The organism is Holdemania massiliensis (assembly GCF_022440805.1).
GTDB lineage: Bacteria > Bacillota_I > Bacilli_A > Erysipelotrichales > Erysipelotrichaceae > Holdemania > Holdemania massiliensis_A.
The window spans coordinates 3,644,191-3,668,124 of sequence record NZ_JAKNTK010000001.1; the positions used below are offsets into that span (position 1 = coordinate 3,644,191).

At 49.2% G+C, this 23,934-nt stretch carries 19 protein-coding genes; 6 read left to right on the forward strand and 13 right to left on the reverse strand.

Annotated elements, in window-relative coordinates:
• Positions 1–161: 161 nt before the first annotated feature.
• From MCG46_RS16835 to MCG46_RS16870, 8 genes are all read right to left on the reverse strand, one after another.
• Positions 162–824: an ABC transporter ATP-binding protein gene (locus MCG46_RS16835; protein ID WP_240281013.1), complete on the reverse strand. Its 663-nt coding sequence runs from the start codon at positions 822–824 to the stop codon at positions 162–164.
• Positions 825–1,382 (reverse strand): hypothetical protein, encoded by a 558-nt coding sequence (locus MCG46_RS16840; protein ID WP_240281014.1) that lies wholly within the window; start codon positions 1,380–1,382, stop codon positions 825–827. It abuts the gene before it with no gap.
• Between the two features lie 39 nt (positions 1,383–1,421).
• On the reverse strand, positions 1,422–2,627 hold the full coding sequence (locus MCG46_RS16845) for an ABC transporter permease (protein WP_240281015.1): 1,206 nt from the start codon (positions 2,625–2,627) through the stop codon (positions 1,422–1,424).
• Between the two features lie 2 nt (positions 2,628–2,629).
• Positions 2,630–4,162, reverse strand: a complete 1,533-nt coding sequence (locus tag MCG46_RS16850) for an HlyD family efflux transporter periplasmic adaptor subunit (protein WP_240281016.1) — start codon at positions 4,160–4,162, stop codon at positions 2,630–2,632.
• 101 nt (positions 4,163–4,263) lie between these two features.
• Positions 4,264–5,406: a sensor histidine kinase gene (locus MCG46_RS16855; RefSeq protein WP_240281017.1), complete on the reverse strand. Its 1,143-nt coding sequence runs from the start codon at positions 5,404–5,406 to the stop codon at positions 4,264–4,266.
• Position 5,407: 1 nt separating this feature from the next.
• Positions 5,408–6,082, reverse strand: a complete 675-nt coding sequence (locus MCG46_RS16860) for a response regulator transcription factor (protein ID WP_240281018.1) — start codon at positions 6,080–6,082, stop codon at positions 5,408–5,410.
• A gap of 466 nt (positions 6,083–6,548) precedes the next feature.
• Positions 6,549–7,337, reverse strand: coding sequence for a nitroreductase family protein (locus MCG46_RS16865; RefSeq protein WP_240281019.1), 789 nt, complete (start codon positions 7,335–7,337; stop codon positions 6,549–6,551).
• Complete coding sequence (locus tag MCG46_RS16870; protein WP_240281020.1) at positions 7,330–7,770, reverse strand: MarR family transcriptional regulator; 441 nt, start codon at positions 7,768–7,770, stop codon at positions 7,330–7,332. Before MCG46_RS16870 ends, MCG46_RS16865 begins: the two co-directional genes overlap by 8 nt.
• 282 nt (positions 7,771–8,052) lie before the next feature.
• Here MCG46_RS16870 and MCG46_RS16875 point away from each other — a divergent pair, with 282 nt between their 5' ends.
• A complete protein-coding gene (locus MCG46_RS16875) occupies positions 8,053–10,620 on the forward strand; it encodes a bifunctional diguanylate cyclase/phosphodiesterase (protein ID WP_240281021.1) in 2,568 nt (855 codons plus the stop codon).
• On the forward strand, positions 10,607–12,205 hold the full coding sequence (locus tag MCG46_RS16880) for a sensor domain-containing diguanylate cyclase (protein ID WP_240281022.1): 1,599 nt from the start codon (positions 10,607–10,609) through the stop codon (positions 12,203–12,205). Before MCG46_RS16875 ends, MCG46_RS16880 begins: the two co-directional genes overlap by 14 nt.
• A gap of 150 nt (positions 12,206–12,355) precedes the next feature.
• Here MCG46_RS16880 and MCG46_RS16885 read toward each other — a convergent pair whose 3' ends face one another.
• The 3 genes from MCG46_RS16885 to MCG46_RS16895 form a co-directional block, all read right to left on the reverse strand.
• Entirely contained in the window at positions 12,356–13,114 is a 759-nt protein-coding gene (locus MCG46_RS16885; protein WP_240281023.1) for a glucosamine-6-phosphate deaminase, read from the reverse strand.
• A 1-nt stretch (position 13,115) separates the two neighbouring features.
• Positions 13,116–14,291 (reverse strand): N-acetylglucosamine-6-phosphate deacetylase, encoded by a 1,176-nt coding sequence (gene nagA, locus MCG46_RS16890; protein WP_240281024.1) that lies wholly within the window; start codon positions 14,289–14,291, stop codon positions 13,116–13,118.
• Positions 14,292–14,428: 137 nt separating this feature from the next.
• On the reverse strand, positions 14,429–14,794 hold the full coding sequence (locus MCG46_RS16895) for a hypothetical protein (protein WP_240281025.1): 366 nt from the start codon (positions 14,792–14,794) through the stop codon (positions 14,429–14,431).
• Between the two features lie 313 nt (positions 14,795–15,107).
• Between MCG46_RS16895 and MCG46_RS16900 the strand changes: the two genes are divergently transcribed.
• The 3 genes from MCG46_RS16900 to MCG46_RS16910 all read left to right on the forward strand — a co-directional run bounded on the left by MCG46_RS16900 (position 15,108) and on the right by MCG46_RS16910 (position 20,694).
• A complete protein-coding gene (locus MCG46_RS16900) occupies positions 15,108–16,478 on the forward strand; it encodes an MATE family efflux transporter (RefSeq protein ID WP_345893088.1) in 1,371 nt (456 codons plus the stop codon).
• Positions 16,479–16,740: 262 nt separating this feature from the next.
• Complete coding sequence (locus MCG46_RS16905; RefSeq protein WP_240281026.1) at positions 16,741–17,601, forward strand: DegV family protein; 861 nt, start codon at positions 16,741–16,743, stop codon at positions 17,599–17,601.
• A 354-nt stretch (positions 17,602–17,955) separates the two neighbouring features.
• On the forward strand, positions 17,956–20,694 hold the full coding sequence (locus tag MCG46_RS16910) for a putative bifunctional diguanylate cyclase/phosphodiesterase (RefSeq protein WP_240281027.1): 2,739 nt from the start codon (positions 17,956–17,958) through the stop codon (positions 20,692–20,694).
• Between the two features lie 188 nt (positions 20,695–20,882).
• Here the strand turns inward: MCG46_RS16910 and MCG46_RS16915 are convergent, their stop codons facing one another.
• The gene (locus MCG46_RS16915; RefSeq protein WP_240281028.1) at positions 20,883–21,230 is read right to left on the reverse strand and encodes a DUF1622 domain-containing protein; all 348 of its coding nucleotides are present in this window, start codon (positions 21,228–21,230) and stop codon (positions 20,883–20,885) included.
• A 244-nt stretch (positions 21,231–21,474) separates the two neighbouring features.
• Between MCG46_RS16915 and MCG46_RS16920 the strand changes: the two genes are divergently transcribed.
• Positions 21,475–23,292: a GGDEF domain-containing protein gene (locus MCG46_RS16920; protein ID WP_240281029.1), complete on the forward strand. Its 1,818-nt coding sequence runs from the start codon at positions 21,475–21,477 to the stop codon at positions 23,290–23,292.
• Positions 23,293–23,379: 87 nt separating this feature from the next.
• On the opposite strand, the gene MCG46_RS16925 is transcribed toward MCG46_RS16920, so the two are convergent.
• Positions 23,380–23,886, reverse strand: a complete 507-nt coding sequence (locus MCG46_RS16925; protein ID WP_240281030.1) for an HIT family protein — start codon at positions 23,884–23,886, stop codon at positions 23,380–23,382.
• Between the last annotated feature and the right edge of the window lie 48 nt (positions 23,887–23,934).

Below are 23,934 nucleotides of genomic sequence, written 5' to 3' on the forward strand. Positions count from 1 at the left end.
CTGCGCAAAAACTCTCAATATCCTTAAAACACAGGTCTTGCCTTCTGCTAAAAAGTAAAAATCCCGGCTGCCCACAGAGCAGTCCCGGGATTATCAATGAAAAGTCAAAACGAGGGTTAAAGAAGCAAAACAGATCCTCATTTCTAGGCAGACCCTCCTCTTCACGAACTTAAAATTCCATCCTGAAGATACAGAATTCGGCGTCCGGCGTTGGCGACATTCAGGTCATGGCTAATCTGAATGATCGTATTTCCTGCTTCATTGAGCTGTTGAAACAGGGATAGGATTTCCTGGCCGGTTTTTGAATCCAGCGCTCCGGTCGGCTCATCGGCCAACAAGACAGCCGGTTTGGTGATCAGTGCCCGCGCGATGGCCGCTCGCTGCTGCTGACCACCCGATAATTCCTTCGGCAGGTGCGTGCGCCGATCCCAAAGACCTACCTTCCGAATCGTTTCTTCAGCTTCAGGCAGCGCGGAAGCCCGCGTTTGTCCGCGAATCAGCAGCGGAAGCATGACATTCATCAGGACATCATACTGCGAAATCAGATGATACTTCTGAAAAATAAAACCGATCTTCTGATTGCGGATCACCGCCAGCTCATCCTCATCGCAGCTGTCAATGCGGACTCCATCCAGTTCATAAGTGCCGCTGTCAGCCTTATCCATGCAGCCGATGATATGCATCAGTGTACTTTTGCCGGAACCGGAGGCTCCTAAAATTGTGATGAATTCACCCTTGGATACGGAAAGGGAAACTTCTTTAAGCACCGGAAGCTGACTTTCTCCCATCGGATAGGCTTTGTTGATATGGCAGAGTTTCAGCATTTATTCCCAGATCTCACACAGACTGACCTGACCTTCCTGATCGGTCACAATTTTCAGCACACTCATTTTGTGAATGCTGGACAATCCGCCTTTACCTCCGGTATTATCTTTAATTTCTATCCCGGCCGGCAGTGTAAAGACTTTGGTTTCGCCAGTATATTCCAGCACCGAGGATAAAGACGCAGCTGAGCCGTCGCTGCTGGTATCCGCCGCTGTGTCTGACCGGTCCGCCCCTTCCGGAATATCCGTGACTCCGCCAGAACCTTCGCCTGGCTTGGTTCCCCCTGCTGGACCGTTTTCTTTTCCATCCTTTTCATTTTCACGTTCCTTCAGAAACTCAGGAATTTCAGCCAGACTCAGTTCCACTTCATTCCCGGCGATACTCTTAACGGTGCCGAAGTACAGCGTCTGGCTGTCCGCGGCCGGCGCCTGCGGATTATGGGTGGGCGTTACCGAGGAAGGTTCATTCACCGGTGTTTTTTTCTGATTGTTTGTGCCGCAGGCGGCAAGGGATAAGACCGTAATCATGCAGAGCGTAAGTTTCAATAAAGTTTTCATCGTTTTTCTCCTTTTTTTCTATATATAAACACCACTGCGTTATTCAACGTTGAGTGCGTTTACCGGGATCAGTTTAGAAGCGCAGTAAGCAGGATAAAATCCGAATAATGTTCCCGTTCCGACAGCGAAGATCAGCGCTATGATCATTCCCTGAGGAACCGGGACAATCGGAATATTGGCTGAACGCTCCAGCAAGGGCAGAGCGATAAAGCTCAAAAGTACGCCCACGCATCCGCCGAAAACACCAATGGCTGAAGACTCCAGCAAAAACTGAACTAGAATATCTTTCCGACGGGTTCCCAGGGCTTTGAGAATACCGATTTCACAGGTTCTTTCCCGGATCGTGACAAACAGAACATTCATGATTCCGATACCGCTGACGACAAAGACAATGGCTGCCATCGAGATTAACAAAGCATTCATTGTTCTGGCTGAGGCGGTAGCCGCTTCAATTCGGCTTCCGGCATCTTCAATGTCATACAGCTCACCGTGCTGCAGATAATAATCCAGTGTGCTGCGAATCTCCTGAATCGCAAGTTTGATCTTTTTCACACTCGAGGCTTTCCCGACCGCTTCCGGAAAGTCATATTCATTCGAGAATCCCTTTGCCTGATAGTTAGCATAAGGAATAAATAAAGCATCGTCGGTGCTGATACCCTGCAGGCCGTCACCGCTGCGCTGAAGCACGCCGATGACTTGATATCGCTTCTGCTGAATTGTCAGCGTCTTTCCCACCGCTTCTTCTTCATTTTTGAAATAGGTTTTAGCGACGTTATAGCCCAAAATAACAGCGTTGGCGCCCTGTTCATAATGAGCTTCTGAAAAATCGAATCCCGCTGTCAGTGCAAGATTGGAGATTTCCGAATAGCCCTCTGTCACGCCGACGATGGTAAGATCAGCCTTTTCTTTTCCAAATTTCACTTGTTTCATCGTGCTTTGCCGCAGATACATTCCGGTCAAGACCGAAGATTCATCGAGAATATGCTGAAGCAGCTCCGGGGTCAGCGGTTCCACGCGGATCTGCTTGGCTCTCATCGCCGCTCCGTAATCGACTTTGAGATACAAGGTATCCGCGGACAGACTGGAGTACTGCCTGGCCGCCTCCTGTTCAGCGCCCTGACCGATGGCAATCACCAGGACAATCGTAATCGTACCCACGATAATTCCTAACGAGTTCAGCAGGACCTTCAGCCGATTCTGGCGGACATGAATCCAGACCAGCCGCAGTAATTCCGTCAGCCGCATCGTCAGTTCTCCACAATGACAACATCATTTTCCGAAAGGCCGCTCACAATTTCGCTGACTTGCCCGTCGGAAAATCCAGTAACAATCTCTACTTCACTGATCGTGCCGTCTTCACTTTTCAGCTTTACTTTCTGCTTTCCATCCTTTAAGAAAATCGCCTTGTTCGATAAGATCAGAATGTCTGATTTCTCTTTAGCGATGATCGTCGCGCCCGCAGTCATTCCTTCCTGGATCTCCAGATCTCCGCGGTCCAGTTCAACGACAACGGTATATTTTCCCTCCGCCGCGACAAGCTTGCGGAAAACAACGCGGCCTTTCACTGGCTGATCAGGAAAAACATCAACGAGAATGGAAACTTCCTGCCCCGTCTGCACCTCATTGATCTCTGCGGCTTCCACTTCTAAAGTCAGACATAACTGATCGCGGTCTCCCAGCTCGATCACCGGTTTCTCGGGAACTGTTTTTTCGCCTTTGCTGTAACCCGTAGTAATCACGATGCCGTTTTGCGGCGCATAGAGAATGACCGATTGGGATAAGTCCTGAGCTGTCTTCAATTCTTCTTTGGCTCTTTCCAGTTCACCCTTGGCCTTGTCTATCGCGGCCTGAAGATTCTCCAGCTGCAGCTGATTCAGCTGATTCTGAAGCGCTGCATTTTCATTCTCACGCTGGATCTCCGCCGCTCGGGCGTCATTCAGGGAATCCCGTTCCTGCATGGCGGTTTTCAGCTGAAGTTGAAGGCTTTCGATCGTTTCTTCGGAGTTCAAGATTTCACTGGCCTGGGCCTGCCTGTTTTTCAGCTGGGAAAGCAGCGCGGTCAGACGCTCCATCTCTGCTTTCGCTTTTTCTTCATTGAGCTTTAACTGCGCCCGCTCCTGTTCATCGCTTCCGGAATATGTTGACAGCGTTTCTGCAGCGTGCTGCCAGGCCGACTGTGCTGTTTCATATTCCTGCTGTGCGGCTTGGATCTCGCTCTGAAGCTTCGCCGCTTCCGCCGCTGCCGCTTCCAGTTCTTTCAGTTTCTTTTCCAACTGTTCAATTTGATTGAGGATGGGTTTCATGCGTTCCTCAAACGCCGCTTTGCTCGCTTCGGTAATTTGCCGGGCATTTTTTTCAGCTTCAAGCGTAAAAGCGGTCTTTGCGTTTTCTGCCGACTGCAAAGCAGCCTTAGCATTGTTGTAAGCAGTCTGCCGCTCACGGATCAGCGCCTCCAGGGCTTCTTTGGATATTTCGGCCAAAGGCTGACCTTCCTGAACCTCATCCCCCGGCTGGACCCAATAGCGTTCAAAGGTCAAATTTTCCGGAAAGCTCAACGGCAGACGGGTTGTCTCGATTTTACCGCTGCCTTCCACCCCGACGGTAATGGTGCCGCGGGTCACCGTATATTCGCGCTGCCGGAAGACCGGTTCTGATTTCCGACTGTTCATCAGGCTGACTGCGATAGCACCGATAAGCAGCACGGCACAGCCAGAAATAAGCAGCATTTTCCTTTTTTTCGATTGCGGCTGTTGGAAATACCAGCTTAATCCTTTTTTCATACATGACCTCTCTTTCCTGATTTCTTCGTCAGTATAAAGGGTCCAAGGTTAAGAATGGGTAAAGAAAAAGTGACCGTCTTTGCAGTCACTCCGATTCACATTCACTCTGTAGAATGTTGATGGACAGGCAGCGTTATTGTAAACAGGCTGCCGCCCTCGGTTGGTGTTTCGGCCTGGATAGTTCCCTGATGCAGCTCAATCATTTCTTTCGCCAGAGCTAACCCCAGCCCCGCTCCGGCAATGGAGCGGGATCGTGAAGAATCCACCCGATAAAATGGCTCAAAAATATGTTCGATGTGTTCCTGCAGAATACCCGGACCCCAATCCTGAATCCGGATCCGGCAGGTTTTCGCCTCCGCGTTCAGGGATATCCTGAGCCGTCCCTGAAAGGAATTGTATTTCACGGCATTTTCAATCACATTGGATAACGCATGTTTGATGACCACCGCATTGCCCCGGATCTGCGCCATTTCCAAGGAAACATCGACCTGAAGCTGCTTCTGCTCCATCGCGGGTCTCAGTTCCTGCACAATTTCCCGAATCACGCCGCTCACTTCCACGTCCTCATTCATCGGACATCCGGAATTGGAGGAAAGTGAAAATAAATCGTCAACCAGAGAGATCATCCGTTCGGTTTGATTTCGAATGACATGAAGTGCCTTTTCCACTTGCGGAACAGTGGGATCAGAGGTCAATTCCAAAACTTCCAGCCGCGTCCGGATGACTGTCAGCGGTGTTTTCAGTTCATGGGCGGCGCTGGAAGAAAAGCGTTTTTCCCGCTGGAAAGCAGTTTCCAGCCGGGAAAGCATCTGGTTGAAGGCGACGGCCAGCGACTGCAGCTCTTGATCAGCCGTGAATTTATGAACTCGGAACGATAAATCGCGTTCATTAATCTGTTCTATCTGTTCACTGAGCTGATGGATAGGTTTCAAGGCATAATCTGACATGAAGTAGACGATCAGTGTTCCGGTCAAAACGGCCAGTCCCATAAAAAGAAAACTTGTATTCGTAAAGCTTTTGGCGCCTTCGATGACTTGCGTATCGCGAGCAATATCGGTGACTTGAGGTCCTTCCGTCTTGAAGGGCTCAGAGGGGAAAAAATCTTGGTTGCCCGTCTGATCGATCGCTTTGGATACAATCATCTGATTCGCGTTATGCACAGAAGATAAAGTCAGAAGAATGCAGAAAATGGAGAGAACTCCCGCTGTGGTAAGCGTGATTCTCATTCTTAAAGGCAATTTCATATCAATCCTCCGAGCGGATCAAATAGCCGCTGCCCCGTACAGTGGTGATGATTTCTTTGCCGCAGGCACTCATTAACTTTCTTCTCAGGGTACTGAGATGAACTTTAACCGAAGCCGAAAAATAGTCGGTATCGCTGTACCAGACATGTTCAATCAACGTTTCGGCACTGATTGTCTTATCCCTATTTAACAACAAATATTCCAGAATCGCATATTCTTTGGGGGATAAAGCCAACGGCTTGCCGTTGACCGACACTTCCCGCGTATTGGTGTCCAATCGGATTCCATGACAAGTCAAAACGGAGTCTTTTTGAATATAGGACCGACGGAGCAGTGACCGCACCCGAGCTTCCAGTTCAGCGAAGGCAAAGGGTTTCGGCAGATAGTCATTGGCCCCCAGATTCAGGCCTTCCACCCGCTCGGCAACGGATGATCGGGCGGATAGAATGAGTATCCGCTGATCCTGGCTGTGACGGCGCAGTTCTTCTAATACTTTCAAACCATCCAGCTTGGGCAGATTTAAGTCCAAAATAATCAGATCATATTCATTGACCAGGGCCATTTCCAGACCTTGTTCTCCATCGAGCGCATATTCGGCGATATAACCGCAGCTGCGGAATCCTTCGATAAGCGCTTCTGTCAGATCATATTCATCTTCAATGATTAAAATTTTCATAACATACGACCTCCATCCTTTTTATTTTATCGGACGGATGGTTAATAAAAGGTAAAGTTTTGTACCCTCGAACAAATTTCCTGAAAAATCCTTATCCCTTTTATCCAACAGTTTCTGATGTGTTTTGCTAAACGCAGCTTTCTTATATGATCAAGCAAAATAAGGTCAGCATCGGTCAGCCCCTTACTCCAGCATTTTGTTTTTCAATCACGCTGCATTTATTCTTTCTGTTCTTTCGGATCCATCATTTTAATGACCCTCGCCGAAACACCTGCTGCCACCGCATAATCCAAAATATCTTTGTTAAAATCATCGTGAATCGATATCATTCTGACTTCCAGCAGTGATTTAAAAAGTCATCCGGTCTTCCCGGCAATGGGGGATGAATGGATGACTTGTTTATCATAAAAACAACGGTTTAATAAAGCTCGTTTCTGTATCTCTTGTTGATATTAACCAACGGATATTATTTCTGAATCAAGCCCTCGGCGCTGAACCCCGGCCGCTCACCCAGCAGTTTGGAGCGGATCAAACAATCACATAAATCCTGATAGACTTGTTCATCGTACCACTCGATAAACCATTCGTTAAAATACCAATCCAGGGCATGCTTGTATTGATCACTGATATATTCCGGATAAACCTGATCCATCTCCGCAATCATTTCCTGGACTTCCGCTTCCGAGGCAGGTTCATAGCGGTCATAATGCAAGACATGCTTCACCGCCAGCCGACCGCGGGTCTGTTGAGGATCCTTGTCGGTATAGCCCAGCACGACCTGAATTACAGGAAAGCAGTATTCCTGCGGCATATTCAGCAGCTTCATAATTTCCTGCGGCTTATGCCGATGCGAAAAATTGGTCATCAATGAATCGATGCCCATTGATTTGGCCGCAATGACCGCTGTTTGGGCAGCCGCGCAGACATCCGCCATCATGATGAAGAAATTATACAGCCGGTGCCAGGGCTGATACTCATCGTAACCTAACGCTTTGGCGCATTTGATGATCCGCGTCTGATCGATGGCATACACCAGACAGGTCAGGGCCTGGCCGCCGGACTCCCCTTCTGTAAGCTGGCTGAGGATTTTAGGATCTGTCACGGCAATCACGGAATAATCGGTCAGATTATCACTGTTGGCCGCGTGCAGGCTGTGCTCAACAATCGTTTCAACATCCTCATGGGAAACCGGTTTTTCGTTAAACTGCCAATGGATTGAGCGCAGGGACTGCAGTGTTTTCAGCGTTTCATTCATGATCATTTTCCTCCTCATAGTTTTGCAGAATTCGTTTTAACATCGTTTCAAATTGCTGAATCTCTAATTCGGTAAAGCCGGCATAGAAGATTGCATTGTTTCTTTCCGATACCTCATCATAAGCCTCCTGCAGCTGTCTGGCTTTGGGCGTCAGCTGAATCAGAATCCGCCGGCGGTTATGCTGATCAGGAATCCGAACAACCAATCCCTGTGCCTCCATCCGATCCAGCATTCCCGTCAGCGTCGTATTGGCCAGCGAAGTCAAACGGGCGATATCGGATATCGACAACTCTCCGTGTTCCCACAGCACATACAAAATTCTGCCCTGCGGCCCGTTAAAGGCGTCGATGCTTTTTTCCTTTAATATTTTTTCAAAGGTACGGCTGCTGAGCTGACGAATCTGCGATATCAGAAATCCTCCGTATGTTTTCATGATTTCTCTCCTTACTTCAAAGGATATTCCTATATAGTAATATTGTCAAGGAAGATGGGATCTCTGTATCCGTAAGGATTGGCGTCAAATGCAGCTTGTTTTTTCAGGAATTGCGAACTGACGGTCAGGCCTTTGGAATAAACCAGGAAAACCGGGATAAGAAGCTTGCATTCAGCCGGCTTGGGATTTGTTTTTTAGCCCTGAGTGTGCTAGTATTTAGTTTAGAAATGAACATTTTAACATCCAAATTTCTAATCCTGAAAAAGAAAGAAGGCATGGTCGATGCGAACTGTCAGCTTTTTATACGAAGACGAAGATTCTTTAAAAGCGCTGATTGAGAAACAGGCGCTGGACTGCACTGTGCCTTATCTGATCCGAATTTATACTGCGATTGCCAGCCGCAAAGAAGCCGCTTCGCTGGCCCGAACACTGCAGACTCAGTTTCCGCAGGCCCAGATCATCGGCTGCAGCGCCAGCGGAATCATTTTCCGGGATCAGCAATATTCAGATCAAACTTTAGTCCTTATCGATGACTATGAAAAGTCGCATTTTCAGACGGCGTTTTTCACGTGGAAAAATAAATCGGCGGCCGAAGTCGGACGCGAACTGGCGGCGTTCGCCAACCGCACCCAAGCCAAGCTCATGCATGTGCTTTGTTCTGATCATTATTACGATATTCATGCCTGCATTGAAGCATTTAACCATTTCAATTCCACAACCAAGCTGGTCGGAGGAATTGCCGGCGACATCCTGCCGCTGAATGTCACTTCCTATGTTTTTAACGGCAGCGGTGTTCTGGATCAGGCGATTGCCGCGGCAGCCATCGGCGGCAGTGCGCTGACAGTTTACAATGAGGTCAACATCTCGCATGAACCGGTCAGTGAAAAATATACACTGACTGGCTGTGATGGTTCCTATTGGGACAGCGTCGACGGAATTCCTGCTGAAGCTTGGCTGCGTGAACAGCTCGGCATTGAACAGGCTGCCGGTTACAGCAGCTGGCAGGAAATTGCTGAAAATGATGAAATCGTTCGCTTCCCGATGATCCTGGAAAACCATCACGGAGCCAGCCGGATGTTGAAATATGATGCATCAGCGGGACGAATCAGCCAGTATTTCAGTCGGATTCCGGTTAACACCGAATTCCGCATCGGCTATACCAGTCCCACCGCCTGCATTCAGCGCTGTTATGAAATCTGTTCCACGATCAGTGATATCCCGATTGAAAACCTGTTTGTTTACGACTGCCTGTTCCGCCGTCTTTACCTGCACAACTGCGCGGAATGGGAGCTCAGTCCCTTCCGGGGTTACGGAGTCTGCGGCGCTTTCATCCTCGGTGAAATCTCCAACCTTAACGGCGTCAACGAATTTCTCAACGGCGCCTGCTGCCTTGTCGGCACCGCGGAAAACCAGGTTTATCTGAGACCGGACAGCCGCGTCTTCGATGATTTGGGCGAAATTGCGGATGACACGCAGGATCTGTTGAATTATGTTCTGAAAAAACAACGTGAGGCTGTGACGCGGAAAAATGAATACCTGATGGGAGAACTGCTGAAAAAGCAGCAGGGCTTTCAGGAAAAGCTGACGGTGGACATCCATACCGGACTGGGCAACTACATTAAATATAAAGAAGAAAACAAACGGCGGCCGTATGACAAGCTGGTCATGATTCAAATTGAAAACGCGGAAGCGATTCGCTCGCAGCTGGGTCAGGATCAGTATTTAGCGCTGCTGGGACAGGCTGCCGATCAGATTCAGACGTTTCTGCGCTCCATCGTGCAGGAGCCGGGACTAACCAGCTATCTGCTTAACGAAGAAACGCTGTTTGCCGCGGCCGGGCCGGCCATGAGTGAAGATCAGTTTCTGAGCCTTGTTCATGCGCTCTTTGACAAGTTTCAGTTTATCAAAATTCAGGCTATCCAAAAAACAGTTCTCTGTCGTTTTGTCGTCGTGCTCCATCAGCAGGACATGGTGGAACGGGCCTTAAATACACTTCATGCCAACCGGCATCGTCAGACTTCCTTTCTGATCTGTGATCACGAAGCCGATGAACCGCTCAGCAGCATTGAAGAGTTCAAAATCATCGACGTCCTGACCCGGGCTCTGGAAAATGACGGTGTCGTCCCTTACTTTCAGGGAATCTGGGATAATCAAACCCAGTCGATCAGCCATTATGAAGCCTTGATGCGGATCATCGATGTGGATGGCACGGTTTATGCACCGGCGTTCTTTATGGATACAGCGAAAAAATATCATCTGTATTCCTATCTCAGCGAACGGATGTATGAACGGGTATTCTCACTGTTTGCCGGACGCGGTGAAAGTGTTTCACTGAACTTTTCCGCTTACGATATCAATTCCCAGAAAATGCAGCAGCTGATTTTTGAGCAGCTGGAAAAAGCCGCTCATCCGGAACACTTCATTCTGGAAATTCTGGAGGATGAGCCTTTCCGCGATGTGGAAACACTCCGCCGCTTCATCCATAAAATCCGTCAATATGGTGTTCAGATTGCGATTGATGACTTCGGCTCCGGGTATTCCAATTTCCTGCAGCTGATGGAACTCAATCCGGATTATCTTAAAATCGACGGTGAGATCATCCGCCATCTGCATCAAAGTGAAACCCACCGCAAACTGCTGCGGGCAATCACCGTTCTCGGCCGTGAATTCAACATGAAGATCGTCGCTGAGTTTGTGGAAAACAAAGCCATCCAGGATCACATTCTGGATTACGACATTCAATATTCTCAGGGTTTCTATTTCTGTAAACCTGCCGGCTTTGATCAGCTGGCTCTGTCCGGTATGGATGCTGCGGCGCAGCAAGGAGGATCCCGCGATGTTTCATTGTAAATTACAGGTTCTGATCATCAGTTCAAGCTCTGCCTGGGAACGCGCGATGTCTCTGGCCCTGCCGCCCCAACGTTTTGAAATAGAAATTAAAACCTGTCCTGAGCTTGCGGATCGGCCGCTGGCAAAGATCGACATGCTGATCCTGGATGAACCAAATCAGGAAGATCTGCCTGAATTGCGCGAGCGCTGCGGCAGCCAAACGCTGCTGATCGTCTGCACCGAAGCCTCTGCACAGGCTCCAATCTGGACAACACTGTGTCCGCTTTGTGATGATATCTGGCGCAAACCGATGCCCCAGCCGTTGATCACTCAGGCTTTTCAACGCTGGCTGGATGCGCTGAAAACCAAAAAAGAGCTGTGGCTGACGAACAATTATCTGGAATCAACGATCAACAGTATTCCGGATCTTGTCTGGTTCAAGGATATCCGCGGCGTTCATGTCAACGTCAACGATGCTTTCTGCCATGCCGTCGGCAAGACGAAAGCGGATGTCATCGGACGGGGTCATTATTATATCTGGGATCTGAAACAGGAAGAATATGAGAAAGGCGAATATGTCTGTCTGGAAACGGAAGAAATGGTGCTGAAGGCGCGCAAAACCTGTCTGTTTGATGAAAAAGTCAAAAGCAAACATGGGCTGCGTCAGTTCAAGACCTACAAAACCCCGATCCTGGACGAAAATGGAGAACCGATGGGAACCGTCGGCATCGCACATGACGTCACCGATTTAGAAAACATGGGAACCGAAATGGCGATCCTTCTGCGCAGCATGCCTTTTTCCATTCTGGTCGTCAACAGCGACAATGTGATCATCAATGTCAATGAACGCTTTGAGGATTACTTCTCAGTTCAGGCTGAGGAAATCCTCGGCCAAAATTACAGTCAATGGCAGGCTCAGGTCCTTCCCCATCTGCACGGCGCGGAAGCTTCAGAATTTCGGGAAGCGACTATCCAGGATGAAAAAGGCGAACGGCTGTTGGAAATCCGCAAAGAACCGATCTACGATATATTCATGAATCTGGCCGGACAGCTGTATATCTTCCGTGATATCACAACTCAGCGTCAGATGGAGCAGCAGATTCTCTTTAATTCCAACACTGATTTTCTCACCGGATTGTTCAACCGCCGGCATTTCTATGAGATTCTGGCTAAGGAACGAGGGGATCAGCGGGTCAGTCTGATCTATGTGGATCTGGATTATTTCAAGCTGCTCAATGACACCCAGGGACATCAGGCCGGCGATGAAGCGCTGATCTTGACCTCGGATTTATTAAAGCAATGTTTCCCGGACGCTGTGCTGACACGGCTAGGCGGCGATGAGTTTCTGATTTTATATCTGGGGGATTGGGAATTGAATGACCTGAAGCAACGATCCGAGATTTTCCTCAGAGAAATGAGCGAACAATTCCGCTCGCATTCAGAACTGCCGCACTTAACCGCCAGCATCGGCATTGCCCAAACGGATGATCCGCAGCTTTCCGTGGATCAGTTAATGCAGCGCAGCGATCAGGCGCTGTATCAGGCAAAACAACGGGGCCGTGATCAAATCTGCATCTATGGAGCTGAAAACGGGCAACCCTTCTGATTGGGAGTGTTGATCCTCCGTGCATCCCTTTCCTTCCCAAACAGATAAACGGAAGGATGGAAGTTCATCTGGCTCTGTCCTGTTGAATCAATACGCAAAAACGATCCCTCGTCAAAAGCTGACGAAAGGATCGTTTTTTTGATTGGAGCTTCAATGAATCTTCTGCGCGCTGATCTCATCCAGATACAAAACAGCGTGCGGATGCGTACGCAGAATGCTGGCAGGACAGGCAGTGGTCACCGGACCGTTGATCGTCTTGTCAATTGCGGCGATCTTGGTTTCTCCCGGCACCATGCCAAACAGCTGCGGGATCCGCATCAAGACCGGAATGGTGAGCGTAAACGCCTGCTTCGGAACTTCATCCAGCGCCGCAAAACAGCCGTCGTTGACCTGTTGCTGTCGGCAGATGGCATCCAGCTCGACCAGTTTGACAATTTTGGGATCCGCAAAATCCGCGACCGGCGGATCGTTGAACGCCAGATGCCCGTTCTCTCCAATTCCATAAATGCAGATATCCGGCTTCGCCGCTTCCAGCAGGGTTCCATAACGCAGGCATTCCTGCTGCGGATCAGCGGCTTGGCTGTCAAACAAATGTACCTGTTTCAAAGGCACGCGGTCATACAGCGAGCGCTTGAGAAAAGCGCCGAAACTCTGCGGGGCAGCGGGATCGATGCCGACGTATTCATCCATATTGAACGCGGTAATTCTGCCCCAGTCAATCGCTTCCTGTCCTAAAGAAGCGAGAAACTCATTCTGCGAGGGGGCGGAGGCAAAAACAAGGCTGATCTCCGGCTTGATCTGCAATAAACTTCGTATTGCCGCGGCAACCTCCGAGGCGGCCTGACGGCCTAATTCCTGACGTGTTTCAAAAATCTTAACCGTAAGTTCTTCTTTTTTTATAGTCCGCATATTAATCCTCCCGCTTATCCAGAACAAGCTTTCCGTTTTTTAGGATCAGAATCGGCCGCAGATCGTCGTTGAGCAATAGACAATCCGCATCATACCCCGGCTCAATTCTGCCTTTATTCGTTAATCCCATAATTTCAGCCGGTGTTTTGGTCGCCATTTTCACTGCGTCGCGCAAGGGAATATTGCAGCGCTGCACCGCAATCCGAACGACTTGGCTCATCGAACTGACACTGCCCGCAAATGATTCAAAGTCCGGCATCCAGGCCACGCCGCCGCGCACGATTACCTTATGATCACTTTCCTTGGCTCCTAATACGTATTCCCCTTCAGGCAGTCCGGCAGCCCGCATCGAATCCGTAATCAGACAGACCTTATCCGCGCCCTTGCAGCGATAAGCCAGTTCAGCCAGCTCCGGCGGCAGATGCATGCCGTCTGTGATCAGCTCTGCGGTCGTGTCTTCCATCAGGTAGGCCGACTCGACTAATCCGCCATACCGCCGCCCCTGCCGGCGATGGACACTGCTCATGCAGGAATACAGGTGCGTATAATGGCTGAATCCCCAGCGGTTGGCTTCCATTGCCTGCTGCGCATCGGCGTCGCTGTGCGCATAAGCAACCAAAATCTGGTGCCGTCGGCACTCACGGGCAAAGGCTTCCATCCCTTCCAGTTCGCTGGCTGCGCTCCAGCGGCCGATCAAACTGCCGTATTTCTCCAAAATTTCGCCATATTCCTCCGGATCCGGAGTGCGCAGATATTTTTCCGGCTGCGCGCCTTTCTGCGATGCCGCAAAATAAGGTCCCTCAAGATGAACACACGGCATATCCGCACGGCCTTCCTGACATTTCTCAGTTTCGCTGTACACCTGCAGAAATTTCAGCGTGGCTTCGCGGCTTCCCGCCAGCGATGTCGGAATGATCGTCGTCGCTCCCTGCATCAAATGGGCCCGCGCGATGTTGTCAATCGCTTCCTCCGTGCAGTCCATAAAATCATAGCCCATCATTCCATGGGTGTGAATATCAATGAAACCGGGGCAGAGATAAGCGCCGTGAGCATCGATGATTTCACATTCCGTTGTTTCCTCATTGGGTGCGACAAACTTGCCCTGATCTATGAACACCGTCTTTTCTTCCTCAATCCCGCGGTCACTGATTCCTCGTGCATGAATAATTTTAAGCATCCTGTCCCTCCTTGATCAGAAATAAACTGAATCTGAATAAATCTGAAATGAGAATCCTATTCTATGCTGGTTTACCCATGAACACAGCTTATCCCAAACTGAGCCGGGACCCGCTGCGCGTTCCAGGAAAAGCTAGGTTAATCCGCCGTGGCTTCCGCCTCAAAGACAAACCACTTTCCCTCGATTTCGATCTCAATGGTGTCCTCGGATCCGGTTGTTTGATAACCATATCCGATTCCAAAATTAGACTGATTGTTCTGAGTCGGTTTTTCACTGCGGTCAACTTCGGATGTAATCGTTCCATCCATCGTTCCGCAGCGCAGCTCCGCCTCACTCTCACGGCCTGTATCCAGATAAATTCGATCGTTAATCATCACCATCGGGATTAAGTCAACCTTCTTTACCGGATCTTCAGATTCAGGTTTATTGGATGGAGCCGCAGTGCAGCCTGTCAAGGCAAGCAGAACGAGTACTACGATTCCGTACAAGATCTTCCTTCTCATTTTTCTCCTCCTTATTGGTCAAGCTTGAGCTTCTCATTTCAATAAGCGTCTTCTTTAACAAGATTATATCATAACAAAAGAGAAATCCTTCACGCTCCTCATGAAAGTTTCCTGCCATTTTCCAGCTTCCTGACATCGGTTTCGATTTTCCATCTCAATCTGAAAAATCAGGGGTGCAAAAATCGGTGAACTGAACCTGTATGTCGGAATTTCCCAGGAAATAAAGCAGAAGGCAGGCTGCCGTTTTTCTTTGCTTGAAATTCCCGGACAGGGGCGTATAATACTTTCGAGACTTAAGGGGGAACTTTTTACTGTGAAAAAATCTTATGCCGTGGATATGGTCAACGGTCCGCTGTTCAGCCGCATCCTCATCTACGCCTTTCCGCTGATTTTATCAGGGGTGCTGCAGCTTCTGTTTAATGCCGCAGATATCGTCGTTGTTGGAAAGTTTACCGGCAGCCATGCCTTGGCAGCTGTGGGCTCTACCAGCGCTCTGATCAATCTATTAGTCAATCTGTTTATCGGAATTTCGATCGGCACCAACGTCATGGTCGCTCGGTATTGCGGAGCCCGGGACTGGCAGAACTGCGAAGACACAGTTCATACATCCATTGCCATTTCAATCATCGGCGGAATTTTGATGATTTTTGTCGGCGTATTGTTTGCCAAGCCGTTGTTGGAACTGATGGGTACTCCGGCCGACGTCATCACGCATTCCGTTCTGTATATGCGGATTTATTTCCTTGGCATGCCGGCGTTTATGATCTACAACTTCGGCGCAGCCATCCTGCGGGCAATCGGCGATACCAAACGGCCGCTGTATTTTTTGACCGTTGCCGGTGTGGTCAACGTGATTTTCAATTTGTTCTTTGTCATTGTCTTCAACATGGGCGTAGCTGGGGTCGCCGTCGCCACTGTCATTTCTCAGGTGATTTCAGCGGTGCTGATCTTGATGTGCCTGTTAAAAATGGATGGGATGTGCCAGCTGCATAAAAACAAGATTCGGCTGCATGCCGACAAGGTGAAGGAAATGCTGCGGATCGGGATTCCGGCCGGACTGCAGGGAATTGTTTTCAGCATTTCCAACGTCCTGATCCAGTCTTCCATCAATTCCTTTGGTTCTGTCGTGATGGCCGGCAACACGGCTGCCAGCAACATCGAAGGCTTTGTCTATACGGCGATGAATGCGATCTATCAGACCTCGCTCAGCTTCACCAGCCAAAACCTGGGCGCCGGCAATACCACACGGATCAAGAAAATCTTGTTTTACTGTCTGGGCATTGTCACGGTGATCGGTCTGGTTTTGGGTCAAGGCGCCTACCTGCTCGGCCGGCCGCTGCTTTCGATCTATTCTTCCGATCCGGCGGTTGTGGATTTCGGCTTGGTTCGGCTTTCGATTGTCAGTGCTTCCTATTTTTTCTGCGGTCTGATGGACGTCTGCTGCGGAAGCATCCGCGGTCTGGGCTATTCCATCATGCCGATGCTGGTCTCCCTGACCGGTGCCTGTGCCTTCCGCGTATTGTGGATCTTCACCGTTTTCCAGATCGAGCATACTTTGTTCAGTCTGTATATTTCCTATCCAATCTCCTGGATTCTGACCTTTGCGGTTCATCTTCTCTGCTTTATTTACGCTTACCGCAAACTGATGAAAACAAAGCTGAACCTTCAGCCTGCCGAAGCGTGAGCGTAAAAACCACAGAGAATTTCGCATCGTGGTTTAGACGCTTAGAAAATTTTCATAAGTTGTTCACATTCTTAGACTACACATTTTAAAAAATGTGTGGTCTTTTCTTTTCTCGATGAAATTCTTTTTGTTTTTTTCCAAAAGAAGACTTTACTTGACACGCGGTTCACGGTACATTATAGGTGTCTGGTTTTCCTTAATTAGATGTTCTAACTTTGTAAACCAGAAGAATCAGAGTTGATAATAAGTGGGGGGCTTTTTGATGAAAACAATCATTACAACTGAGAGCTGTTCTGACATCCCGGTTTCCATGCTGGAAAAATTAAATGTTCCAATGGTACCTTTCAGCGTCAATTTCCCAGATCGGACTGTGCTTGACGGCGAGCTTCCAATTCAGGAAATTTATGATTTCTACGATTCCACGCGGCAGATCCCAAAGACCTGCGCGATCAGTCCTTATCAATACAGTCAGTTTTTTAACCGGCTGCTGGAAGATCCGGAAGTGGAAATCGTCCATATCGGGTATTCCTCAGCGTGTTCCTGCTCGTTTCAGAATGCGACGATCAGTTTGCAGGACTGCGATGAAAAGCGCATCCATCTGATCGACTGTCTGAATGTTTCCGGCGGTTTCGGTTTACTGACACTGAAAGCCGTGGAACTGCATACCCGCAATCCGCAATGGAGCGCCGCAGAGCTGGCAGATGAAATCCGCAAGTGGGTGCCGCGGATTAAAACCTTGTTCATTCCGGAAAAGCTGGATTTCCTGGCAGCCGGCGGCCGTGTCAGCAATGCCGCAGCACTGGGGGCTTCTCTGTTAAGGATCAAGCCGCGGATTGACATTCTCAAGGGCGAGCTGATCAATACGAAAAAATATTACGGCACGATGAAAAAAGCGGCTTCCCAGCTGGTTGAGGATTTCCTCAGCGAAGAACCGCTGGACCGCACTTTAGCGCTGATCATCTATGCCAAAGGCGCCGATCCGGATCTGCTGGAAAAACTGCGTCAGCGTGTGCTGAACGATGGTTTCCAGGAGGTACTGGTATTTGAATTGGGCGCGGTCATGACTGTGCATGGCGGCAAAGGGGCGATGGGCATCACCGGCTTCCGCAGAGAAGCGGCCTGATTTCTTTCTTGTTGAGATCTTCTTTGGATTTCTGTACGCTAAAAAGAATTCTAAAAAAGATCAGCGGATTTTTGTTTATCCTGTGACTGGACGTTCCGTCCAGTTTTTTCAATTATTAAATGGTATCAAAACGGACTACTTTGTACAAGCTTATCCGTTTCTGACCTTGTTTTAAGATTGATCATTTTCCGACCTTTCTCAAAACAACGAATTTGAGCAGGCGGATTAGCGAATTAGTCTTTTATTCCCCATAAAAAGCAGTATAATGGAAGTAACAAGCTCCCTGTCCGCCCCCTGGAGCCGGCCCAGTTTCCCGCGGAATGTCCGTGCAGGATTGAAGAAAGCTGTATCGTTATGAAAAACAATAAAAATGTCTACTCCACGCGTTTTTTACTCGTTCCTTTAAGCTTATCCCTGGTTCTCACCGGGGTTCTTTCATTATTTGCGATCCGGAATTTACAAGGCAACGCCCGGGTGATCAATTATACCGGCATTGTCCGCGGGGCAACCCAGCGTCTGGTCAAGCAGGAACTGAATCATCAGGCTGACGATGCGATGATCGGGAAAATTGATCTGTTATTAAACGAACTGGAAACCGGCGAAGGTCCGGATGCGCTGATCCGATTGGATGACGAACAATTTCAAAGCCAGGTCCAGCGGCTGCAGGAGGCGTGGATCCAGCTGAAAGCTGCGATTGTTGATTACCGCGGCGGAGGTTCTGCCGAGAATCTCTACCAGTTAAGCGAGATCTATTTTGATCTGGCCAACGATGCGGTAAGTTTCGCGGAAACCTATTCTGAAGCCAGCGTTCACCGCGCTCAGACTTCTTTGCTTTTCGTCAATGTCTTTTTTCTTCTGCTTACGCTGGCGCTGCTTTATTTCAGCCACATCCAGCACAAACGACAGAAGCTGCTGGAAGAGAAAGAAATTGAGACCCGCAGAAAACAGGCGGAACTGGATCAGCTGAACCGTGAGCTGCAGGCGCCGATGAACGAGATCAGCGAACTCATTTATATCTCCGATCCTGAAACCTATGAACTGTTATTCATCAACGAAAGCGGACGTCAGGCCTTCCATGTCGACTCGATCGAAGGCCGGAAATGCTATAACGTGCTGCAGGGTCTGGATCATCCTTGTCCGTTCTGTACCAATGCTATTTTAAAGGAAAATGAAACGTACACCCAAGAGATGGATAATCCCCTGACGCATTGCCACTATCTGCTTAAAGACCGCCTGATTACCTGGAACGGACGGCGGGCGCGGCTGGAAATTGCTTTCGACACAACCCAAAGCGAAGCGGAAAAGCAGCGGCTGAAGCGGATGCTGGAGAATGAAAAACTGATTGTAGACTGCGTGCGTGAGCTGTACGAGGATGAAATGCTGGAATCCGCCATCCCTGAAATGCTGCGGCGATTAGGTAAGTTTATGGAAGCTGACCGGATCACGCTGTGTTCATTAAATCCGGTTCATTTTACCGTCACTTCACGCTGGTCCAGCGATCCGCAGGATCCGACCCGATTATTTTCCGATGCCCGCGTCAAGCCGCTGATCGGCCGCTGGCTGAAACAGCTGCAAAAGAATCAGTCTTATGTTGTGGAAAATATCGAGGAATTGAAGACTTCCTCCCCTGAAGAATATGCTTTGCTTCATTCCCTGGGCATCGCGCGGCTGATTCTGCTGGCCCTGGAAGTCCGCGGCGAAGTCACCGACTGCATCTGCATTCATAATCCAGCTCCGGACAAGCTGCAGAATTCCATCGTCGTCCTGCAGACGCTGCGCTATTTCCTGCTTCTCGCGCGGCATCGTGCAGCGGATAAAATCAAACTGGCTCAGCTCAGCTATACCGACAGCCTGACCGGCCTGTTCAACCGCAACCGCTATATTCAGGATCTGGATAAGAAGATGCAGAGTCCGGAAGCGGCCGGGGTTTTGTTTGTCGATCTCAACGGGCTTAAGGAAATCAACGATCAGTTTGGTCACGACTGCGGAGACCAGGCGCTGAAAAGCTGCGCCGATCATCTGCGCGCCTGCTTCGCGGCGGATTCGTGTTATCGGATCGGCGGTGATGAGTTCGTCGTCCTGACGCATGATCTGAACGAGGAAGAGTTTTTTGATCAGGTCCATCATCTGCGGCTGCGGCTGCAGAACTCCGCCAGGCTGCACCTGGCCCTGGGGACCGACTGGGCTTCCTGCGGCTCGCTGCTGCCTTCGGCCATCAAGGCTGCCGATGAAAAAATGTATAAGGATAAGAAAGCGTATTACTACCATGCGACCCAGCCTGGCCGTTACCGGCATCATACCGATGAGGTCCTGCCGTTGGCCAATCTGAACGTCCTGCGGCAAAAGATTAACGAAAGCCGCTTCCTCGTCTATTTCCAGCCGAAGATCGCCATTGAAACCGGACAGCTGGTTGGAGCGGAAGCACTGGTGCGGTATCAGCTGGATCAGAATCTGATCCTTGCCCCGAACGCCTTCATCCCGCTGCTGGAAGAAACACAAACGATCAGTCAGATCGACTTCTTCGTCTTTGAATTTGTCTGTCTGCGGCTGCAGAAATGGATCCGTGAGGGACGCCGAATCACGCCGGTATCCGTCAACTTTTCGCGGTATACCGTGCTGGAAGAGACCTTCTGTCAGCGTTGTATTGAACTGAGCGATCATTATCACATCGACCGCGGCCTGTTGGAAATTGAAATTACGGAAAACGCGCTGGACGTGCAGGAAGAAGATCTGCGGCATACGATTGATACCGTGCGGCGGGCTGGATTCAGCGTGTCGATTGACGACTTCGGCGTAGAATTTTCAAATCTCTCGTTATTTTCCGGAGCTGACTTCGACATTCTCAAGCTGGACCGCAGCTTGATTCAGGACATCGCCTCCAATGCCAAAGCCCGCGCCCTGATCGAAGCGATGAGCGACGTCTGTCAGAAAATGAAAATTAAACTGGTGGCCGAAGGTGTTGAAACTGAAGAACAGCTGAGTATCCTTGATCAGTGCCATGTGGAAATCGCTCAGGGCTTCCTGTTCTCCAGGCCGATTCCGGTATCCGACTATGAAGCAAAATATCTGCCTTTGCCCCATCCGGAAGAATAATCTGTTCTTCCATTTTCCCTTCGCTTCGTTTGGCTAAGCTGTTGTTGTAAGCGGGCAAAACGAAGCTTTTTTCATGACAAAAGCGCAGCTCTCACTGCGCTTTCGTTTCTTTTCATATTTGCCTGCACCGCCGGAGTCCTCGTTGTCTGAGAAGTCCGCGGCTGAGTTTTCCCCTTCAGGCGGAAGGATTAATCCTTCTGTTTTTCGATCAGTTCCATTTCCCGTTCGTGCTGTTCCTGCTTCATTTCCCAATGGATCAGGATCGATAACGCCACCCGCATCGCAATTACGCCGCCGACCATCATCAGCTCGCTGACTTCCTCCAGGGCGATTGTTTTCAGGATCTCGGCGCCTAACAAAAAGGAAAGACCCGTCGAGAATCCTTTTAACAGATCCAGGGCTACGTTGTCATCTTTTTTGAACAGGGAAATTGCCCCTTTGCATCCGGCATAAATAATCATAATTAAGGCCAGCAGTTCAAAAAACAGGACCGCGACTTCGCCGCCTTTTACAATAAGCTCTTTAAATTGTATCATCTTTCTCAACTCCGCCTTATAGTTTACCATGATCAAAATCGAATGCCAAGCGAAAGCGCTTAGATTTAACCTTAATTTGAATGAAAATTGATGAAACAATCCGGAATCAAGCCTGATTTTCGTAATTCATGTTGTATTTTTTCAATTTGTTGAATATAATTTTCATAGTAAAGTCACAAACCTGTCATTTCTTCTTATCGATCCGATCTTCTCGCTTTCCATCATCAGAACGGATGTGAACAACATGCAGAGAAAAAGCAGAAAAACCAGCTCGCTGCTGATTCTTGGTACTTTGATATTTGCGGGCATCATTTTTATATTATTCAGCTATTATCAAAACTGGCTGAACGTCAAGTTTGAGCAGCAGGTCATGGAAAATTATACCGCTTACATTGAGAGCGAAGGCGCTCAGTTTTCGGGTGCCGTCGTCGATATTCAGGATACGCTGGCAACGCTGGCGGCGCTGATCCCTGCGAACAATCAGGATTGGGATGCGGATACGTTAAATCCCCTGCTGGCAGATTTGACGCTGCAGAACACGCATTTTGAAATTCATGTGCTGACGTTATCGGAAGCCGGACTGGATGCGGCGCAGCAAGCCCAGCTGATTCAATCCGGAACACTCATTACCGCAATTGAGAATCATCCTTCCGGCAAAGCTTTTTTCCAAGTCCTTGCGCCGTTAATGCGCCAAGCTCAGTTAGAAGCTGTATTGCAGGCACAGGTGGATATTACCCAGCTGCTGTCCAAAAGTCAGTCGGACCGGGTCAGCGCTCCCTTAAACAGCTGGATCATTCTGCCGGAGGGCTCGTTTATCTACACCACCTCTCCGAGCACCAGCGATTACTCCAACTTCTATGCCCTGTTGGAAGGTAATCACAATCCGGAAGCCACGCAAAAGCAGATCCGCAACTGCCTGCAGGCGCAGACTTCGGGTACCTTCCGTGTTCAGACACGCAAAGCAGGCATGCTTTATGTTTCACTAACACCATTAGGTTTTAACAATTGGACACTGGTCAATTTTATCCATGCCAACGAAGCTTCGGAAAGCTCACAGATGATTCTGCTTTTCACGATGCGGATTGGTTTATTTCTGATTCTGATCACCGCCGGCATCGCCTATCTGTTCTATGCTTTATTGAGTCATCAGCGCCGCCAGATCAATCTGGAACAACGCCGTTATGCTTTTCTGTCGCGGTTTTCCGATACCTTAATCTTTGAATATGATGTTCTCAAAGATACGCTGGAGCTGACCAGCAACGCTGAAAAAATCCTGCCGATCAAAGCCCGATCCTTCAGCAATGTGAAAAAGAACCATGGATTGTCGTTGTATATTCACGCGGAAGATTTTTATAAGCTGGAGGAAGCATTCAAAACCGTGCATCGGTTTCAGGAATTCGGTACGGTTCAGCTGCGAATCAAGACCCGCGACGAGAGCTATCATTGGTTTACCTGTCAATTCCAGGCTGTCTATGAACGGTTCCATCGGGATCCCGTTATGATTATCGGCAAGCTGACCGACATTCAGGAACAGAAATACCGCGAACGGCAGCTGATTGAAAAGTCCAATTACGACGGACTGACTTCTGTCCTCAACAAAAAAGCCGCTGAGCTGCAGATTTCCCAAGAGCTTGGCGAAGGCATGAGCGGCTGTCTGTTTATGATTGATCTGGATGATTTTAAGGTAATTAACGACGAGCTGGGTCATTTTGTCGGGGATCAGGTTTTGACCACGATCGGCGCTCTGTTAAGAACCTGTTTCCGGCAGAGCGATTTGATCGGCCGGATCGGCGGTGATGAATTTGTCGTCTTCCTGCGCTCTACCGATCACGATGTCATTCATCAGAAAGTGACCCAGATCATGCAGACCTTGCCGCAGCTTCTGCACCGCCAACAGATCAACGCCGCCGTGACGCTCAGCATCGGCGCCGCCCTCAGCCTGCCTGACGATACCTATCCAAGCTTATTCAGCCGTGCAGATCAGGCGATGTACGTTGCCAAGCAGCAGGGCAAGAATCAATTTTATCTCTACTCGGATTCCAACGATGAAACAATCCAATAAGCAGAAACTTACAACAGAAAAACCAGCCGCGGCTGGTTTTTCTTGTTTCTTTCCTATGATTAGTTTTGTTTTCTTTGATTGCCCGGTTTATTTGCTTTCGGTCAGCAGCCGCTCTATTTCCTCACGCAGCTGCATAATCCATGCCTGGCGCTGGGCTGGGGAAATCTGGGCCTGCGGACCATGCAGAACTTCCTTCGGCGTCCGCCAGACAGGGCCGGGAACCGGCGTGTCGTGGGCATGACGGGGGAACAGATGCCAATGCATGTGCAGGCTTTTGCCGATCCCCAATAATTCATAGTTCATTTTTTCCGCATGGAAAACCGCTGCTGTCGCTTTTGCGGTCAGAACCATTTCCTTCAGAAATTGGGCCTGAAACTGCGGATCCAGCTCAAACAGCTCGGTGGCATGCTGCTTGCACAGAAACAACGTATAGCCGCGGATGTATTGATCATCGCCCAAAACGACATACCCCGTGGAGAGTTCCGCAACAAAATTGGGATTTTCATGCCGTTGTATCTGCCGCAGCCGGGCGCACACATCGCATTCCGCATCCGACAGCCACAGTTCGGATAGAGCCTTGTTTATTTCATTCATATCTTGATCTCCTTTTATTCAGGATACCGGTTCTTTCCTTTTTATGCA

What these genes read in the sequence shown, in the direction of transcription:
- MCG46_RS16835 (WP_240281013.1), bottom strand. Translation starts at nt 824, where the DNA reads ATGCTGAAACTCTGCCATATCAACAAAGCCTATCCGATGGGAGAAAGT.
- MCG46_RS16840 (WP_240281014.1), bottom strand. Translation starts at nt 1,382, where the DNA reads ATGAAAACTTTATTGAAACTTACGCTCTGCATGATTACGGTCTTATCC.
- MCG46_RS16845 (WP_240281015.1), bottom strand. Translation starts at nt 2,627, where the DNA reads ATGCGGCTGACGGAATTACTGCGGCTGGTCTGGATTCATGTCCGCCAG.
- MCG46_RS16850 (WP_240281016.1), bottom strand. Translation starts at nt 4,162, where the DNA reads ATGAAAAAAGGATTAAGCTGGTATTTCCAACAGCCGCAATCGAAAAAA.
- MCG46_RS16855 (WP_240281017.1), bottom strand. Translation starts at nt 5,406, where the DNA reads ATGAAATTGCCTTTAAGAATGAGAATCACGCTTACCACAGCGGGAGTT.
- MCG46_RS16860 (WP_240281018.1), bottom strand. Translation starts at nt 6,082, where the DNA reads ATGAAAATTTTAATCATTGAAGATGAATATGATCTGACAGAAGCGCTT.
- MCG46_RS16865 (WP_240281019.1), bottom strand. Translation starts at nt 7,337, where the DNA reads ATGAATGAAACGCTGAAAACACTGCAGTCCCTGCGCTCAATCCATTGG.
- MCG46_RS16870 (WP_240281020.1), bottom strand. Translation starts at nt 7,770, where the DNA reads ATGAAAACATACGGAGGATTTCTGATATCGCAGATTCGTCAGCTCAGC.
- MCG46_RS16875 (WP_240281021.1), top strand. Translation starts at nt 8,053, where the DNA reads ATGCGAACTGTCAGCTTTTTATACGAAGACGAAGATTCTTTAAAAGCG.
- MCG46_RS16880 (WP_240281022.1), top strand. Translation starts at nt 10,607, where the DNA reads ATGTTTCATTGTAAATTACAGGTTCTGATCATCAGTTCAAGCTCTGCC.
- MCG46_RS16885 (WP_240281023.1), bottom strand. Translation starts at nt 13,114, where the DNA reads ATGCGGACTATAAAAAAAGAAGAACTTACGGTTAAGATTTTTGAAACA.
- nagA (WP_240281024.1), bottom strand. Translation starts at nt 14,291, where the DNA reads ATGCTTAAAATTATTCATGCACGAGGAATCAGTGACCGCGGGATTGAG.
- MCG46_RS16895 (WP_240281025.1), bottom strand. Translation starts at nt 14,794, where the DNA reads ATGAGAAGGAAGATCTTGTACGGAATCGTAGTACTCGTTCTGCTTGCC.
- MCG46_RS16905 (WP_240281026.1), top strand. Translation starts at nt 16,741, where the DNA reads ATGAAAACAATCATTACAACTGAGAGCTGTTCTGACATCCCGGTTTCC.
- MCG46_RS16910 (WP_240281027.1), top strand. Translation starts at nt 17,956, where the DNA reads ATGAAAAACAATAAAAATGTCTACTCCACGCGTTTTTTACTCGTTCCT.
- MCG46_RS16915 (WP_240281028.1), bottom strand. Translation starts at nt 21,230, where the DNA reads ATGATACAATTTAAAGAGCTTATTGTAAAAGGCGGCGAAGTCGCGGTC.
- MCG46_RS16920 (WP_240281029.1), top strand. Translation starts at nt 21,475, where the DNA reads ATGCAGAGAAAAAGCAGAAAAACCAGCTCGCTGCTGATTCTTGGTACT.
- MCG46_RS16925 (WP_240281030.1), bottom strand. Translation starts at nt 23,886, where the DNA reads ATGAATGAAATAAACAAGGCTCTATCCGAACTGTGGCTGTCGGATGCG.